The organism is Neobacillus sp. PS3-34 (genome assembly GCF_030915465.1).
Taxonomy (GTDB): Bacteria; Bacillota; Bacilli; order Bacillales; family Cytobacillaceae; genus Neobacillus_A.
Genome location: NZ_CP133267.1, coordinates 3,188,303 through 3,204,753 on the forward strand (window position 1 = coordinate 3,188,303; position 16,451 = coordinate 3,204,753).

The window sequence follows — 16,451 nt, forward strand, 5'->3', positions numbered from 1 at the left end:
CTTCCTGAATAACTGAAAATTAAACAAAACAAAGCAGCGATATTTTGCTGCTTTGTTTTGCTAATATGCACCTATGAATACTAACTCTCAACTGCTATTTATGGAGGGACTTCTTATGCGAACAAAAGATATATCTTACTGGTTATTTTTAGCCCCTGCGCTACTGGCTTTGTCACTCGTAGTCATTGTGCCATTAGCAATGGGCATCTATTACTCGTTTACAGATTGGAACGGAATTGACTCTAGCGGATTTATCGGTTTCCAAAATTATATTGATCTTTTTAAGGATAAGGCATTTATGGATGCTTTATGGTTTACCGTTAAATTTGCCATCGTGTCGATTATTTTAATCAACTTCTTTGGCTTCTCGCTTGCACTAATTGTGACGTCAAAAATTAAATCAAGCAAATTCCTAAGAACGATTTTTTTCATGCCTAACCTGATTGGCGGCCTGATTCTTGGTTTCATTTGGCAATTTATTTTTACAGAGATTTTTTCCAGCATTGGTGAAATGTTTGGAATTGAAAACCTTCAAGGATGGTTATCTACCACTAACACTGGTTTTTGGGGATTAGTCATTCTGATGAGCTGGCAAATGTCAGGTTATATTATGATAATTTATATCGCCTATTTGGAAAGTGTACCAGGAGAATTGCTTGAGGCTGCACAAATCGATGGAGCAAGCCCTTTCCAGCGTTTGCGTTATATCATTCTTCCACTTGTCGCACCTGCCTTTACCGTCAGTATGTTTCTGACTCTTTCAAACTCATTTAAACTTTATGACCAAAACCTGTCTTTGACAGGGGGCGGACCATTTGATTCCACTCAAATGGTGGCAATGGAAATTTTTAAAACTGCTTTCAGTGCGAATCAAATGGCTTATGCACAGGCAAAAGCTGTTGTATTCTTTATCATTGTTGCGGCCATTTCCTTAACACAGGTTTACTTCAACAAGAAAAAGGAGGTTGAAATGTAATGGGCAAAAAGTACAAATTTCCTATTGAAATATTAGGGATCTTGTTAGCCCTATTATGGCTTTCACCTTTCTACCTGATGATTGTTAACTCTTTTAAGACCAAGAAAGAAATGTTTACAGATGTATTACGCTTGCCAGCTGCATTCAATTTGGACAACTATAAGGAAGCTTTTACTGAACTGGATTTTGTAAGCACCTTTTTGAATTCACTGCTGATTACGGTAGTCAGTGTCGCAGTAATAATAATCTTTTCATCGATTGCCGCTTATGCACTTTCGAGATCGAAGAGCAAAATAAGTACCGTTTTCTTCTTTATTTTTGTTGCAGCGATGCTCATACCGTTCCAATCGGTAATGATCCCGTTAGTAACGATTTTTGGAAAAGTCGGCATGTTAAACCGCTTTGGTATCATTTTCATGTATTTAGGGTTCGGAAGCAGTTTGTCCATATTCTTATTCCATGGAACATTGAGCGGTATTCCAAGGTCCTTGGATGAAGCAGCGACTATAGATGGCTGTAATAAATTCCAGGTTTTCTGGTATGTAATCTTCCCGGTCCTTAAGCCGATTACTGTAACCGTAGGTATTCTTAACACAATCTGGATTTGGAATGACTACCTGCTTCCTTCTCTTGTTATCAATCAGGAAGGAATGCAGACTATCCCGTTGAGAATGTTCTTCTTCTTTGGTGAATATACAAAACAATGGCACCTGGCATTGGCTGGTTTGACAATTGCCATCATTCCTGTCATTGTTGCTTATTTCTTTGCACAGCGTGAAATCATCAAAGGAATTTCAGAAGGCGCAGTAAAATAGCTTATACGCTCTCTTTTAGGAGGAAAAAATGACTATTACCATAAGAGACGTGGCCAGGGAAGCAAATGTAGCACCATCAACAGTTTCGAGGGTAATTGCAAACAGTTCAAAAATCAGTGAAAAAACGAAGAAACGCGTTCGTGAAGTAATGGAAAAGTTGGACTATTATCCAAATTATCAGGCGCGAAGTCTGGCAGCAAAAAGTACCGAGACAATCGGGATTATTATGCCTAACTCGGCCTACTACTCTTTTCAAAATCCCTTTTTTCCTGAGGTCCTGCGTGGCATTTGCACCAGTGCACATGCGTGTAGATTTGGAATATATCTATCGACAGGTTCAGATGAGGATGAGATTTTTGAAGAGGTTGTCAGCATGGTCCAGGGCAGAAGGGTCGATGGTATCATTCTTCTCTATTCAAGAGTGAATGATCGAACGTTGAACTTTCTGGCGGATTCCGACTTACCGTTTACCATTGTTGGAAGGCCATTTGAAAACAGTGAAAAGATAACTTTTGTAGATAATGATAATGTTTCTACCACTAAACAGGTCACGAATTATTTGATTGAGCTTGGACATAGGAATATTGCCTTTGTTGGCGGAAATTTAAATTTTGTCGTGACAATTGACAGATTAAATGGGTACAAAGCAGCTCTGGAGGAAGCAGGAGTCCCTTATTTGGACAACTATGTTATCCTGGGTAAAATGAAAGGAAGCGAAACACTTCAATCGCTTCTCTCTCTGAAAACCCCACCAACTGCTATTGTTACCCAGGACGATTTATTTGCTTATGAAATGATTAGCCATCTGGAGGGCTTAAAAGTGAAGGTGCCCGAGGATGTTTCTATCATCAGCTTTAATAATCTCACCCTGTCAAATCACTCCAAGCCACCTTTAACCTCGGTTGATATCAATATTTTTGAGCTGGGATTTCAGGCAGCAGAATGTCTTATTGGGAAAATTAAGAATCCTGACATGCAGCCAAAGAAGATTACCATACCTACCCAGCTAATTGAACGAAAATCATGCCATGTTAGAAAAATGTAAATCAGGCTTTATAAAGTAAGAGGATGCCCTAAATAAGATGGCATCCTCTTTTCTTGAGCGAATTTTAATGTTGCTAAAGGTATTCAAATAAACTGGACGTGGAAACGATGCTATGTTATTAAATAATTAGAAGATATCTGAAAATTCATTTTTTAGGAGGTTAACTATGATATTGGCAAAACAATTGTTTGAATACCATGAGTGGGCGACAAAAAAATTATTATTTTATATAGAAGAAAATTGTCCGCAAGCATTTAACCAGCAGATAGAAAGTGTTTTTAAATCAATAAAGGAAACAGCAGAACATCTATACATAGTGGATGTTCTTTGGTTCGACCGTATACAAGGGAAAGAAACTTCGAACACAGATATTACATTTAATAGTGCGGACGAAGCAAAGGGAAAAATTAATGAGTTGCATCGTAACATGACCTTGTATTTAAAAGGAGAAGATATATCGCGTATTGTTACTTATAAGAACTCTAGCGGAGATACTTTTGAAAACACGCTCGAAGATATCTGTACCCATTTGGCCAATCACGGTACATATCATCGCGGAAATATCACCGCCATGCTTTGGTCGATGGGACATAAAAGTATTGCGACTGACTATGTTTATTTTTTAAGAGAAATAAAAAATCACAAAGCATAAACCATCAGCCGATAGGAAATTCAAAAAGCAAAATAACTTCCCTGAAAGAAGGGATGTTATTTTGCTTTTCCAAAAGGATATTTGTATTCTTTATTCCAGTCTAAACGTGCTAACATCTTGATTAAGTTTTTCTGCGATTTTTGCTAACTCTTCAGCGTAATTCGCTATGTCTTTGCACATGGCGGACTGTTCTTCAGATCCTGCAGCAACCTCCTGGGATGAAGAGGCTGTTTGTTCCACAATGGCAGCTGCATCTTCAGACATCTGATGGATTTTTTTCGCATGAAGATTTATATCATTTAATATTGGGACGAGTTCATTGATATTTTCCTCTGTTTTTTTCACAGCATCCACTATACTGGCAAGGGATTCTCCTCCAGTTTGGATAAATGCCGCTTCTTTCTCTACCATCTTTTTGTTTTTGCTCATAAGTGCAATGGCATTTTCAGTGTCTTTTTGGATCAATTCAATTTGATTGGTTATTTCTCCAGTAGCCCGGTTGGTTTCTTCAGCCAGTTTTCGGACTTCATCAGCTACCACTGCAAAACCTTTTCCGTGCTCACCAGCCCTTGCAGCTTCAATGGCTGCATTTAACGCCAGCAAATTTGTTTGGGAAGAAATATGAGAAATCAAATTAATGATTTCACCAATTTGTTTAGATCTGTTACCCAGCTTTTGTATTTCAATTGTGGATTGTGTTACATCCTTTGATACCTCCTGTAGGTGAAGGATAGCCTGATTTATTGCCGATTGACCATTAATAGCTGCTTGAGTTGAAAGAGTCGCTCTTTCCAAAGTATTGGTCGCCAATAAATATCCCTGATTTACTTGTGTAACAGAAATACCGCTGTATTCGGAAATATCACTGATTTGCTGAGCCTGATGTTCGGAACCTTCTGCGATTTGCGAGATGGTAACTGCAACCTGGTTGGCGGCATCATCAGTCTGCTTAGCAGATTCCAACAGGTTTTTGCTATTTCGAAAGAGTCTGTCTGATGACGTGTTAATATTATTAATAAGCAAAGCTAAATTCGTTCTCATTTCCTCAAACGAATGTGCGAGCACTCCAACCTCATCTTTTCTGTTTACATGTATTGTTTGGGTAAGGTCCCCGTTTGAAATAGACTGGCTAGTCATGGCGAGCTTTTTTATTGCTGCCAGGATTGGATTTAAAATACTATAGGTAATAGCCATTGAAAATAAAGTGGTGAAAATGACAGTAATGGTGGTTACAGTATTGGAATGATTTAAGTTTTTTTCCAATGCATTCAAATCGGCCGTCATTGTTTTTTCTTTTTGAATACGATACTGTTCAATTTTTTTATTAATATCCTCTGCAAAAGAATCAAAATCTCCCATGATGATATTGCCTTGATCTGGTCCACCGCTGATATAGGCGTTTGCCAATTTAATACCCATTGCATAATAAGGCTCAAATGATGCAGAAAAGCTTTCTATTTGTACACTATTTTGATTATCCAATTTTTTCAGCTCTTTCAATGTATCCCTAAAATCCGCTGCATACTTTTTGGCTTCTGAAAAACCATCATCGTATCCTGCAGCGCCTCTGGTAGCACTGATATCCGTCAGCCACTGCTGAACTTGTACTACGTCAAGCTTCATCCTTTCTGCATTCAAAGTAATTTTAATATCTTTTTCCTTCATCTCCTGCATTCTATTGGATATTTCGTGCATATTGTACATAACAAACATAATATTTCCTAGAAATAAAAGAATGACAAACATGTTAGTTAAAAGGAATTTGAATTTAAGTGACATTGAATTTAGCTCCCGTACAATTATTCTTATTTATGTATAAGTAATTCTATTTTCCTATAGTGTCAAAGTGAAAACAATTTCAGGTGTGTAATTTTAAAAAAATTTCACAATATTAAAAGATTATTAGGATGGATACAAGATACATACAAAGATAAGATTCTTTACATACCCTACATGGGTATGCTATTATTCAGGTAAAGGAGGCTGCGCAATGCTTTTTGAAAACGAAGAAAAAGAAGTTGAACTTGAAGAATCTTGCAGTCATCACAGTGATCGAAAAAGCCACCATTCTGAAAAAGTGAAGAAAAATTTGGTTACGAGGCTGAATCGTATTGAAGGGCAAATCAGAGGTATTAAAGGTTTAATCGAAAGAGATACCTACTGCGATGATGTTATCACCCAAATATCTGCGACCCAGTCGGCATTAAATAGTGTCGCAAAGCTTTTGCTCGAGGGACATATGAAGAGCTGCGTTGTTGAACGAATTCAAGAGGGCGACCTCGAAGTCCTGGATGAAGTACTGCTGACGGTACAAAAGCTTATGAAAAAATAGGAGGAGATTTAGGATGGAAAATATAACGTTGAATGTAAAAGGCATGTCCTGCGGCCATTGTGTAAAAGCAGTTGAAGGTAGCGTTGGCAAATTGAACGGCGTTGAAAGAGTTTTGGTTGACTTGGATAAAGCGCAAGTTCATGTAGAGTTCAATTCAAGCGAAGTTGGCGTTGAAAAAATTAAAGAAACGATTGATGACCAAGGTTACGACGTCGAATAATAATAAGTAACTCAGCGGCCCTCCAATTACTAATAGAATAACGTTCCAGCTCTGATGCCTTTGCGGGTATCAGGGTTTTTATTTACCTAAAAAAATTTAGAATTTATTTGATTGACATATACCCTACAAGGGTATAGTATAATGAATGAGAGTTCCTTTAAAAAGGAGGAATAGGAATGAGTTCATTGCAAAAAGAAGTTCAGTTGCCAATTACAGGTATGACATGTGCCGCATGTGCGGCACGGATTGAAAAAGGATTAAAGAAAATAGAAGGCGTAAACGAAGCAAGTGTGAATTTGGCTTTAGAAAAAGCTTCGTTAAAATATGATTCCTCTGTTACGAGCGTAGCAGCATTCGAAAAAAAAATCAGTGATTTAGGTTACGGTGTTGCATCTGAAAAAGCAGAATTAGATATTATCGGAATGACATGCGCTGCTTGTTCGGCGAGAATCGAGAAGGGTTTGAATAAGCTTGACGGAATTAATAAAGCAGCTGTCAATTTGGCGCTTGAAACAGCCACAGTGGAATATAATCCTTCACAGGTAAGCATCCAGGACATGATCAGCAAAGTAGAAAAACTCGGATATCAGGCGAAGAGGAAGCAAGAGAAGAATGCGGAAGCAGCCGACTATAGGGAACAGGAAATCGAAAGGCAAAAAGGTAAATTTGTCTTTTCATTAATCCTGGCTTTCCCGTTATTATGGGCGATGGTAAGCCATTTTAGTTTTACCTCCTTTATCTATTTGCCTGAAATGCTGATGAATCCATGGGTACAGCTTGCTCTCGCAACTCCGGTCCAATTCGTAGTTGGAAGGCAGTTTTATATAGGTACCTATAAAGCACTCAGGAATGGCAGCGCTAATATGGATGTTCTAGTGGCATTAGGCACATCGGCTGCCTATTTTTACAGCTTATATCAATCCATTGTTTCAATTGGTTCCCATGCACACATGGTTGAACTTTATTTCGAAACAAGCGCAGTTTTAATCACTTTAATTATTTTAGGTAAATTATTTGAAGCCCGCGCCAAAGGCCGTTCATCAGATGCAATTAAAAAGCTGATGGGATTGCAGGCTAAAAATGCAACCGTTTTGCGGGACGGAAGTGAGATGGAGATTCCTCTTGAGGAAGTCATCGTTGGGGATGTCATCTATGTTAAGCCAGGAGAAAAAGTTCCTGTTGACGGCGAAATTGTCGAAGGCCGCTCCGCCCTGGATGAATCGATGTTGACGGGTGAAAGTGTGCCCGTTGATAAAACCATGGGAGATGCTGTTTTTGGGGCAACGATAAATAAAAATGGATTTTTAAAAGTGAAGGCTACAAAGGTTGGAAAGGATACAGCACTTGCCCAAATCATTAAAGTGGTGGAGGAAGCACAGGGGTCCAAAGCACCCATTCAGCGTCTTGCAGACCAAATATCAGGCATCTTTGTCCCGATTGTTGTCGGTATAGCGGTTATCACTTTTTTTATATGGTATTTTTTGGTAAGTCCTGGTGAGTTTGCCGTGGCGCTGGAAAAACTGATTGCTGTCCTTGTCATCGCCTGCCCGTGTGCATTGGGGCTTGCAACACCAACTTCGATAATGGCAGGCTCCGGCAGGGCGGCTGAATACGGGGTGTTATTTAAAGGCGGGGAACACCTCGAATTAACCCACCGAATCACAACGGTTGTACTTGATAAAACAGGAACTGTCACTAACGGAAAGCCGGTGTTGACAGATGTTGTTATCGAAGGAAAAATGGATGAAGAAACCTTTATCCAGCTGGTTGGATCGGCAGAAAAACAGTCGGAGCATCCTCTTGCAGAAGCGATTGTCCAGGGAATTAAAGAACGAAACATTGAGCTAGTGGATGTTGATGAATTTGAAGCAATCCCTGGATATGGCATTAAAGCGATTGTAAAAGGAAGAAACCTTCTAATTGGAACAAGAAGACTCATGTCCAAATTCAATGTTGAAATAGGCTCTGCTGAAAACCGCATGGTAGCACTTGAAGGAAACGGAAAGACTGCGATGCTAGTTGCCGTCGATGGCGTTTATGAGGGCATTGTCGCAGTAGCAGATACAGTGAAGGAAACATCCAAACAGGCGATTAAACGGTTAAAGGATCTTGGACTTGAAGTCATTATGATTACGGGTGACAACAAACGAACAGCCCAGGCAATTGCCAACGAAGTTGGTATAGATGCTGCTATTGCTGAGGTTCTTCCGGAGGGTAAAGCGGAAGAAGTTAAAAAGCTACAGCTGCAGGGCAAGCGGGTGGCGATGGTGGGTGATGGCATAAATGATGCTCCGGCACTGGCGATTTCAGATATCGGAATGGCGATTGGTACAGGAACAGATGTTGCCATGGAAGCTGCCGATATTACACTGATGAGGGGAGACCTGAACAGTATTGCAGACGCCATAATCATGAGCAAGAAGACGATTCGAAACATTAAACAGAATCTATTCTGGGCATTCGGCTATAATACGCTTGGAATCCCGGTCGCCGCTTTAGGACTCCTGGCCCCATGGCTTGCGGGTGCCGCCATGGCCTTCAGCTCGGTTTCAGTTGTTTTGAATGCTCTTCGGTTACAACGCGTAAACTTGAACGAGAAGGGGCGAAAGATATGAAAAAGTGGGCAATCGCTGCAGTGATATACTTGGCCGCTGTTATAGGAGGCTATCAGGTATATGCACAATTTTTCCAGAATGAAAAGGAAGCAGCACATTCTTCTGAAGGAAATCATGAGTCAGCCGAGCATGGCCATGGAGAGAAAGGCGCCCATGGGCACGAAGGAAGCCATGATGCTTCAGAAAGCAAAGTAAATGTAAACGTGGAATATAATGATTCCGTCATAGACATTACGTTAAGGGATAAACAGGGAAATCCGGTAAATGACTTTGAAATGAATCATGAAAAACTTATGCACTTAATCGTGGTCAGTGATGATCTTGAAGAATATTACCACCTTCATCCTAAAAAAACTGGGGAAGGAATATTTCAGGTCGAACATAAACTTGCCGACGGTTCCTATAAAGTATTTGTTGATATTAAACCAAAGCATATGAATTACTCTGTAATGCCAGCAGAAATCAAAGTGGGGGAGAGCAGCACCAGCCATGAACACGCATTAACACCTGATAAAGTATTTAAAAAGACTGTCGATGGTGAAACAGTCAAAATGAAAATGAGCAGCCAAAAGACTTCAACTCCGATCGAGTTATCATTCGAACTGGATAAAAACCGTCTGGAACCATATCTAGGCGCTATGGGCCATGTGGTCATTTTAGATGAAAAAGCGGAGCATTATCTCCATGTTCATCCACTGAAACAAGATGAACCTGTTTTTGAAACACAATTTGACCAGCCGGGCATTTATAAAATATGGGCGGAATTCAAACAGGATGGCAAGGTAAGGGCATTTCCGTTTGTAGTAGAAATTAAATAAATATAAAAAGCTCAGATACAGGCAGTTTAGGAACTGCTAATATTTGGGCTTTTTGTTTTGTAAAATTGAAAGGAAAAAATCGCGAAAAATCATAAGGATATTAAAGAAATTTTACTTCTTACTATTTACTAGGTTTCCAAGATATTCTTTTTAGAGGTAAAAAAGGTAATGGGAGTTCCTGTAAAGAATTATAGGAGGGATGCTGGTGATAAAAATCAAAGTCTTCCGTAACCCCTTCTATTTTTTCAAAGCTCTCTCATTAGAATCCTTAAAATAAAAGGAGGAAATTACATGATAGTAGCACGCGGAGTAGAAATGATTGAATTGGCAATAGAGGCTTTTGGAAATAAAGCGACATTAAACCCAACTCTTGTTTGGGATGATAAGGAGGCAGTGCTGATTGATATTGGAATGCCGGGGCAAAGTGAAGCAATTAGAAGTGCCATGGAAGCGGCAGGAGTGCCTTTTGAGAAATTATCAGCTGTCATCCTTACTCATCAGGATCTTGACCATATCGGAAGCCTTCCAGAAATTTTATCTCAAGCTGCAGGAATAATTGATGTGTATGCCCATGTGCTTGATAAACCATATATTGAAGGCCAGCAGCACTTAATGAAAACTGACCCTGCCAAAATGAGCAAGGACGCATGGGAGGCATTGCCGGAGCCTGCCAGATTTATATACGCGAATCCGCCGAAAACTGAAATTACTCAAACACTTGCTGACGGAGATGTGCTGCCTTTTTGCGGTGGAATACAGATCATCTTTACACCAGGTCATACGCCTGGCCATATCAGCCTTTACCTAAAGGAAAGCAAAACACTTGTCGCAGGTGACGCAATGATCAGCATAAATGGAGTTTTAAGGGGACCGGTTCAGCAAACCACTCCAGATATGGAGACAGCTACTCAATCCTTGAAAAAGTTTGCGGATATTGAAATCGCTTCTGTCATCTGCTACCACGGCGGCCTTGTGAACGAAAATGTGATGGAACAGTTGAAAGAACTAATGAAAAAGTAAAGTAAAGGCTAATTTACGGCAGCTTTCGGAAAAACTTGTGCTATATTTCTCCAATTTGTATAATGAGATTAACATAAAAAAATTGAACGGCAAAAACAGGTGCTAATTTTTCGCATACAATGCAGATTATTAGCTTAATAGGGAAATTGGTTAAAAGCCAATGCGGTCCCGCCACTGTAAATGTGAGCAACCTATAAAACGTCACTGTCCATTTTGGATGGGAAGGCATAGGGAGCAATGATCATGAGCCAGGAAACCTGCCTGTTTTTTCGCACCAAATGCCTACGCGGATAGGAGGGTGTTAAGACAGTGGCGTTTTTTCTGCGTATCGTCTTAACCTATAACACCACCTCCTCCTTTTAGGGGGATTTTTTTATGCAATTTTATGATACAGGGAGAGAGACAAGATGAAAAGACAGAGTCAAAGCTTGTTTATGGTACTGCTTCTGTTATTAGGGCTATTAAATGTCGGCGTTCAGCATTCTGTATTAGCGGCAGAGCCGTCGGCAGGAACGATTACTGTAATCGGCAAGGAACAGACCGATGCATTGCTGCCAGAGACAAAGGTGGTCTACGGTGATAAGGAAACGGCATTGGATGCTCTTATAAAAACAGCCGGGCAAAACAATATTGAAGTCGAAGAAACTAAATACGGAAAATCGATAAAAAGAATTAATGACTTAACGAAGGCTGATCCATTTTACTGGGCATTTTATATTAACGGTATTTTTGCACCGGTAAATTATGATGCGTATGCTGTGCAAAATGGAGATAAGCTCAGCTATGTTTATGAAGATTGGAACCAGGCTCCGAAAAAGAACGTATCTTTCAAATTAATAGACAAAGACGGAAAAGACATCATTCCTCCACTTAACAAAGTTCCATTCATAAACGAACCGACGGCTTTTGACTTTTTGAAAGTGGCTGTGGGCAATCAGAATGTCGAGTTCAGACAATATGATTTTGGGAAAATGATTACCTCCATTAAAGGAATTGCAGTTGAAGGTTCAAATTACTGGGGATTCTATGTTAATGGAAAAATGGCCTCAACTAGTGCAGACAACTACAAGCTGCAGGCAGGAGATGAAATTAGCTTTAAATTCGAAAGCTCAGCCCCTCCAGCAGGAGGTTCAGACGGCGGAAATCAAAAGGCGGCTGTACCTGTTTCGGGAGCGGCCTTCAAACCGCAGTGGACCATGCAAGTAAGTATGTTTCAAAGAATGCAGGCGATTGGGAGGTTATTGCTCTTAAAAAGGCAGGCAAGCGGGTCCCTTCAAGCTACCTGGAAAATGCAGCAAAGCTTGTTAAGGACAAAAACGGCAGATTTTCTAAAATAACCGATGTTGAAAGGTACACGCTAGGGATTCTTGCTGCTGGTGGTAATCCTGAAAACGTTAGCGGACACAATCTTGTTGAAGCGACATATAATGGTGACGTCATGAAGCAGGGACTGAATGGCGTTGCATACGGGCTTATCGCATTGGATAGCGCCAATTTTAAAGTACCTGCCTCGGCAAAATGGACGAAGCAGAAATTAGTAAATGAATTGATTTCAAAACAAAATAAAGATGGCGGCTGGACTTGGGATCCCTCCAGCACCACAAGCGATATCGATACGACCGCAATGGTATTGACAGCCCTTGCCCCTCATAAGGGCGAAGCTGGGGTGCAGGAGAAGATAGACCAGGCTGTTGAATATTTGTCAAAACAGTATCATGCTGGAAAAATAGACAATAGCTCCACTGCAGCCCAGGCTGTGATTGCACTATCGTCCTTAAATCTGGATGCAAGTGATGCTTCTTTTACGAAGGATGGAACTAGTTTAATAAGTTATTTACTAACCTTCCAAAATGCAGATGGAGGCTTTGACTGGCAGGGAGGAGATGTAAGCGATGCGTTTTCCACCTCTCAGGGCTTCCAGGCTGTGGTTGCTTATCAATTAAAGGTAAATGGAAAAGGCCCATTATATCAGCTGCCTTTATCACAAGCTACAGGAAAAGCGGGAGCGAGTTCTGTTGCCACTGATTCGAAGCCGGATGATGCGGCAAAGAAACCAACTGATCGAACAGACGGCAAGCAAGGCCATAAATTGCCAGTAACAGCTTCAGAGGATTACAACATGATTGCATTAGGAAGTCTGATGATTTTGGCGGGATTCGTGGCATTATTTATTCAAAGAAGAAAGAAAGCTTCTAGGTAAAAATCGAATAACTCCCTCTTGTTTTAACAGGAGGGGTTTTTAATGAAAAGATGGGGAGGAAAACAATCATGTGCAGATTCTTAAGACTTTCAGCCATTTCGTTGGCTTTAATATTAACGGTCAGCTTACTAGGCTGTGGTTCTAAGGAACTTTCAACAAAAGAAAAACAAACCTCTTCACCTGAAACCGCAACAAAAAGTGTTGCTGTTAAGGACCATTCAACTGTTAAGGTTACAGCAGAAAAACCCATTAAAAAAAATGTTTCAACCAGCCAGCAGGAAAGCAGGAATTCCAAAACACCTGCTGTATCGGGTAACACATCAAATACGAAAACAAAGCCAGCAGCTAAACCGGCTCAAACAGCACCGCCGAAAAAATCATCTGTAGCTAAGACAACAGTGAAGCCAAAGACGGCAACCAGCACGGTGAAATCTGCAGCATCACATCCTGCAGGCACTACTCCTTCAAAGACTGCACCTGTCGCACAGCAGAAACAGGAAGTTCACACTGTCACGTTCTCGCTTGTTGGTCCAAAGGATAAAGGGACAATAATTGGAGCAAAGAAGGTGGAGTTTAAAGAGGGCAATACCATTTTGGATATATTGCTTAAAGTGGCTGGCAAGAGTAATGTGGACTACAGTGGCAGCGGCGGAATGGCTTACATTGAAGGCATTGATAATATTTACGAGTTTGATTATGGCCCTAAAAGCGGCTGGGTCATTAAACTGAATGGCAAGAGCCTTTCTAAAAGCTCCGGCGTTATCAAAGTAAACGACGGTGATCGTATTGAATGCTATTACACACAATAAATTCGCGGGGAAAAAGACATGCAAAACCGTTTTGAACAGTTTCATCCACTCGTCGTATTCGGTTACTATGCAGGTTTCCTGACACTGCTTATATTAATGCTCCATCCTGTTTTTTTAATTACTGCTTTATTAGTTATATTGGTGGTTAATATGCTGCAGGGTTTCTTAAGAGTATTGAATCGATGGATATTCTTTATGATTTCGACTGGGTTATTCATTGTTTTTTTCATTCCTCTTTTTAATGAAAGAGGAAGGCATGTCCTGTTTGAAATCCATCAACACCGTTTTACCCTGGAGGCCTTTGTCTATGGAAGCATAAGCGCGGTTTCAATTATCGGAGTGATAGCATTGTTTGCTTCATACAACGAAGTGATGACGCCCAATAAACTCTTGTTTTTATTTTCAAAATTTCTACCTCAATTCGCAGTTCTTTTGATGCTGACTCTCCGTTTTGTACCATTGATGAGAAGAAGATTGGACGAGATTTCTGCCGTCCAAAGAAGTAAAGGAATCTCTGTGCTGCATGGGAAATGGAGTAATCGAGTGAAAACTGGGATGTTATATGTTCAAGTATTGCTGACCCATTCGCTGGAGGAAGCAGTTCAGACAGCGGACTCCATGAAGGCAAGGGGATATGGGGAGAAGGACCGCTCTGCCTATGAATATTTTCTTTTCAGAAAGGCAGATTTATGGGCCCTAATCTATTTAATCATTTTTATCATTCCTGTACTGGCAGGCCGTTTTTATGGTTATGGCTTTCTAACGGTTTACCCCTTAATGGAATCCTGGAAATTTTCTTCTGCAGATTCTTTCGTTTATAGTTCATACCTTTTGTTTATCATTTTTCCGCTTATCGCAGAATTGGGAGGGTACATAAGATGGCGTTTATAGAATTAAAGAATGTCTTTTTTACCTATCCGGATGCTGCAGAACCTGCAATACGCAATCTTTCGCTCCAAGTGGAAAAAGGGCAGTTCATTGTGCTTTTCGGCTCTTCGGGATCCGGAAAGAGTACGCTTTTACGTTTGCTGAAAAAAGAAATCATGCCCCATGGGGATCTCTCTGGGGAGATTATGTTGAACGGAAATGAACTTCTGCAAACCGAGGGATTGTCAAAGGATGTTGGTTTTGTTTTTCAGGATCCCGAAAATCAGGTTGTAGCTGATGATGTCCTTCATGAGATGGCATTTGGACTTGAAAATTTGGGACTTTCAACAAATGAAATGAGAAGCCGAATTGCCGAAATGGTCCATTATTTTGGTGCAGAATCTCTCCTCCACAGGAAAACGCACGAGCTTTCAGGAGGAAAAAAGCAGCAGATCAATCTTGCATCAGTCCTGCTTATGCAGCCTGATATTTTATTACTCGATGAACCTACCGCCCAGCTTGACCCTGTAAGTGCAAGAGAGTTCCTGGATATGCTTGTGCGCCTGAATGAAGAATTCGGGATGACCATCATTCTGGCAGAACATCGCCTGGAGGAAGTGTTCACACTAGCAGACAAAATTGTCATGCTCGAAAAAGGAGAGGTGGAAATTCAGGGAAATCCTCGCCAAGTGCTTCAAGCGCTTTGGGACACACCTAAAAAGGGCTATGTTCCGAGCATCCCATCTTTGTATCTAAGCATGATGAAGGAGAGGGGGAGCCTCCCTCTCACAGTAAAGGAGGGCAGAAGCTGGACACAGGATCAAAACATTATTTTCAAAGACAAAGTGCCCCACTCCCTTAAAGAAGGTGAAGAAATCATCAGAGCAGCGAATGTCTTTTATAGATATCAAAGGGATACCGGCATGGTCCTGTCCGATCTTGATTTCTCTCTCCATAAAGGTGATTTTTACGCGCTTTTGGGCGGAAATGGTTCCGGAAAATCAACATTCCTGAAAGTCGTGGCAGGACTTTTAAAGCCGGAGCGCGGCAAGGTGTTTTTCCATAATACTCAACTAAAAGCTTTGAAAAATAAGAACCTTGTAAGGGCAATCGGCTATTTGCCCCAAAACCCGAAGTTATTTTTCCTGCAAGATACTGTAGAAAAAGAGATTCAGGATACGATGAAACAATGGGGATTGGATGATCAAAATGAAGCTGAACGGCTTTTGGAAAAACTTGGCATCGCGCACCTCCGCAACAGCCATCCCTATGATTTAAGCGGTGGTGAACTGCAAAAAGCAGCCCTGGCTTGTTTGCTGCTTCGTAATCCGGAAATCCTTTTGCTCGATGAGCCAACAAAAGGGCTGGACCCTCTTTCGAAGGACAGTCTTGCAAGCATACTTAATCTCCTAAAAGAGGAGGGCGCAACGATCTTCATGTCGACGCATGATGTGGAATTTGCTGCGCAGTATGCATCAAAATGTGGAATGATGTTTCAAGGAAAAATCACCTCCGAGGATGTACCCGAAAATTTCTTTAAGGGGAACTTCTTTTATACAACTATGGTGCAACGGCTGTTCCGCCATATTCCCGGCAATTCCATCGTTACGCTGGAGGAGGCTGTCCAGTTATGCAAAGCAAAAGAATAATTGGAACCACCCTTTTGTTATTACTGATTGTCTTTTTACTTGCATTGGCGGTATGGAAGCAGGACCATTATTTGTGGGTAAGCCTGGGAGTTTTCGTTATATCATTTTTAATGCTGCTGATCCGCTTTGAAAAGAGAAAGGTGGAACCGAGGGAGCTGGTGCTTTTGGCTGTCCTGGCTGCGATTGCGGCTGCTGGAAGGATTCCGTTTGCCGGCATTCCGAACGTCCAGCCAACCACCTTTGTCATCATGATGTCGGGATTTGTGTTCGGTGCAGAAAGCGGCTTTATGATCGGTACTGTAGCAGCACTGGCTTCCAATATGATTCTCGCGCAGGGCCCTGGACACCCTGGCAAATGGCGGCATGGGGCTGGTTGGTTTTACTGCTGGCCTTCTCAGAAGAAGCAGGCTGATGAATAGTCAATGGGGTAGAA

General features: G+C 41.0%; 15 protein-coding genes and 1 riboswitch. Of the genes, 14 read left to right on the forward strand and 1 reads right to left on the reverse strand.

Annotated features, from left to right (window positions below; all coding sequences use genetic code 11):
• Positions 1–115 precede the first annotated feature (115 nt).
• The 4 genes from RCG23_RS16460 (at position 116) to RCG23_RS16475 (ending at position 3,488) form a co-directional block, all read left to right on the forward strand.
• On the forward strand, positions 116–976 hold the full coding sequence (locus RCG23_RS16460) for a carbohydrate ABC transporter permease (RefSeq protein ID WP_308176601.1): 861 nt from the start codon (positions 116–118) through the stop codon (positions 974–976).
• On the forward strand, positions 976–1,791 hold the full coding sequence (locus tag RCG23_RS16465; protein WP_308176602.1) for a carbohydrate ABC transporter permease: 816 nt from the start codon (positions 976–978) through the stop codon (positions 1,789–1,791). The genes RCG23_RS16460 and RCG23_RS16465 overlap by 1 nt, the downstream gene beginning before the upstream one ends.
• A gap of 28 nt (positions 1,792–1,819) precedes the next feature.
• On the forward strand, positions 1,820–2,836 hold the full coding sequence (locus RCG23_RS16470) for a LacI family DNA-binding transcriptional regulator (protein WP_308176603.1): 1,017 nt from the start codon (positions 1,820–1,822) through the stop codon (positions 2,834–2,836).
• Positions 2,837–3,002: 166 nt separating this feature from the next.
• Positions 3,003–3,488 (forward strand): DinB family protein, encoded by a 486-nt coding sequence (locus RCG23_RS16475; protein WP_308176604.1) that lies wholly within the window; start codon positions 3,003–3,005, stop codon positions 3,486–3,488.
• A gap of 90 nt (positions 3,489–3,578) precedes the next feature.
• Here RCG23_RS16475 and RCG23_RS16480 read toward each other — a convergent pair whose 3' ends face one another.
• On the reverse strand, positions 3,579–5,267 hold the full coding sequence (locus RCG23_RS16480) for a methyl-accepting chemotaxis protein (RefSeq protein ID WP_308176605.1): 1,689 nt from the start codon (positions 5,265–5,267) through the stop codon (positions 3,579–3,581).
• 211 nt (positions 5,268–5,478) lie between these two features.
• Here RCG23_RS16480 and RCG23_RS16485 point away from each other — a divergent pair, with 211 nt between their 5' ends.
• From RCG23_RS16485 to RCG23_RS16535, 10 genes are all read left to right on the forward strand, one after another.
• The gene (locus RCG23_RS16485; RefSeq protein ID WP_308176606.1) at positions 5,479–5,820 is read left to right on the forward strand and encodes a metal-sensitive transcriptional regulator; all 342 of its coding nucleotides are present in this window, start codon (positions 5,479–5,481) and stop codon (positions 5,818–5,820) included.
• Between the two features lie 13 nt (positions 5,821–5,833).
• Entirely contained in the window at positions 5,834–6,040 is a 207-nt protein-coding gene (gene copZ / locus RCG23_RS16490) for a copper chaperone CopZ (protein ID WP_308176607.1), read from the forward strand.
• Positions 6,041–6,216: 176 nt separating this feature from the next.
• Positions 6,217–8,655: a heavy metal translocating P-type ATPase gene (locus RCG23_RS16495; RefSeq protein WP_308176608.1), complete on the forward strand. Its 2,439-nt coding sequence runs from the start codon at positions 6,217–6,219 to the stop codon at positions 8,653–8,655.
• A complete protein-coding gene (locus RCG23_RS16500) occupies positions 8,652–9,473 on the forward strand; it encodes a DUF8832 domain-containing protein (RefSeq protein ID WP_308176609.1) in 822 nt (273 codons plus the stop codon). The genes RCG23_RS16495 and RCG23_RS16500 overlap by 4 nt, the downstream gene beginning before the upstream one ends.
• A 291-nt stretch (positions 9,474–9,764) precedes the next feature.
• The gene (locus RCG23_RS16505; protein WP_308176610.1) at positions 9,765–10,493 is read left to right on the forward strand and encodes an MBL fold metallo-hydrolase; all 729 of its coding nucleotides are present in this window, start codon (positions 9,765–9,767) and stop codon (positions 10,491–10,493) included.
• Positions 10,494–10,573: 80 nt separating this feature from the next.
• Positions 10,574–10,773: riboswitch (cobalamin riboswitch) on the forward strand.
• Positions 10,774–10,900: 127 nt separating this feature from the next.
• Positions 10,901–11,830: a DUF4430 domain-containing protein gene (locus tag RCG23_RS16510; RefSeq protein WP_308176611.1), complete on the forward strand. Its 930-nt coding sequence runs from the start codon at positions 10,901–10,903 to the stop codon at positions 11,828–11,830.
• Positions 11,831–12,761: 931 nt separating this feature from the next.
• On the forward strand, positions 12,762–13,502 hold the full coding sequence (locus RCG23_RS16520; protein ID WP_308176612.1) for a DUF4430 domain-containing protein: 741 nt from the start codon (positions 12,762–12,764) through the stop codon (positions 13,500–13,502).
• An 18-nt stretch (positions 13,503–13,520) separates the two neighbouring features.
• Complete coding sequence (locus RCG23_RS16525) at positions 13,521–14,393, forward strand: energy-coupling factor transporter transmembrane component T (protein WP_308176613.1); 873 nt, start codon at positions 13,521–13,523, stop codon at positions 14,391–14,393.
• On the forward strand, positions 14,381–16,018 hold the full coding sequence (locus tag RCG23_RS16530; protein ID WP_308176614.1) for an ABC transporter ATP-binding protein: 1,638 nt from the start codon (positions 14,381–14,383) through the stop codon (positions 16,016–16,018). Before RCG23_RS16525 ends, RCG23_RS16530 begins: the two co-directional genes overlap by 13 nt.
• Positions 16,000–16,437 carry a hypothetical protein gene (locus RCG23_RS16535; RefSeq protein WP_308176615.1) on the forward strand — a complete coding sequence of 146 codons (438 nt, stop codon included), beginning with the start codon at positions 16,000–16,002 and terminating at the stop codon, positions 16,435–16,437. Before RCG23_RS16530 ends, RCG23_RS16535 begins: the two co-directional genes overlap by 19 nt.
• The last annotated feature ends 14 nt before the right edge of the window (positions 16,438–16,451 follow it).